This is a genomic window from Rickettsia endosymbiont of Culicoides newsteadi, from assembly GCF_002259525.1.
Classification (GTDB): Bacteria; Pseudomonadota; Alphaproteobacteria; order Rickettsiales; family Rickettsiaceae; genus Tisiphia.
The window spans coordinates 1-1,071 of the sequence record NZ_MWZE01000164.1 but is presented as its reverse complement, the minus strand read 5'-3'; the positions used below and the strand labels follow the sequence as shown (position 1 = coordinate 1,071).

Below are 1,071 nucleotides of genomic sequence, written 5' to 3'. Positions count from 1 at the left end.
ATACCAATTGAAATAGTTAAGGAGGTATATTATAATATGGGAATATAAACTTGAGCAGGTAGTAAAATGGCAAGAACATTAATATTACCAAAAGGTTTTCATGAGCATGATTTCATATGCCTAATGAAAAACGAGTCGCACGGAAGAAATCGCATACGCTTATTAGCAATGCATCACCTGCAATCAGGCAAGTCATTGAAAACTGTATCGATAATAGTTGGATCGCACTGGAAAACAGTACAATCTTGGCTTAGAAGATTTAGAAACTCTAGCTTTGATGGATTATTTGAATCGCATAGGAGTGGTGCGTTTAGAAAATTCAATAGCTTACAAGAATCTTTTTTGTCTGATAAAATAAATATGTTGAGTGAAAGTAAGACAGGTGGTTATATAACAGGAAAGGAATTACATAATATGTTATTTGAAACATATGGTATTAAATGTAGTTTAAAAACAGTTTATAACACTATACATCGACTTGGTTTTAGCTGGATTACTTCTCGTTCAGTACACCCAAAATCTAATCAAGCAACTCAAAATACATATAAAAAAACTTCGCCAATATTCTAAAAGTATTATTACCAAAAGATATTGATTGGAGTAAGGTTGACATTTGGTCACAGGATGAAACTCGAATTGGGCAGCAAGGTAGTTTAAGTCGCATATGGGCTAAACGTGGGAGCAGACCTAGGAAAGTAAGGCAACAACAATTTATCTCAACATACATCTATGGAGCTGCTTGCCATGATACGGGCAAATCTTTTGCGTTAATTTTACCATATACCAATACTGATTCAATGAATAAGTTCTTAGATGAATTTTCTTTGACTATTGATTCTGGTAGGCATGTTGCATTATTAACAGATAATGCCGGGTGGCATGCAGCGAAAAAATTAATTATTCCAAGTAACATTACCTTGGTACCGCTTCCGCCATACGCACCGGAATTAAATGCGATGGAACAAATTTGGCAGTGGATCAAAAATCACTTCCTATCTAATCAATGTTACGGTGTATACGAAGATATCGTTGCTAATGCTTGCTATGCCTGGAATCAACTTAGTAAAAATG

2 protein-coding genes are annotated in these 1,071 nt (G+C 34.7%); both read left to right on the top strand.

Annotation, left to right across the window (positions count from 1 at the left end; translation table 11 throughout):
• The first annotated feature begins 66 nt into the window (after positions 1-66).
• A complete protein-coding gene (locus RiCNE_RS07050; RefSeq protein WP_094649837.1) occupies positions 67-570 on the top strand; it encodes a helix-turn-helix domain-containing protein in 504 nt (167 codons plus the stop codon).
• A partial coding sequence (locus RiCNE_RS07665) for an IS630 family transposase (protein ID WP_157905725.1) occupies positions 564-1,071 on the top strand: 508 nt, incomplete at its 3' end. The genes RiCNE_RS07050 and RiCNE_RS07665, both read left to right, overlap by 7 nt.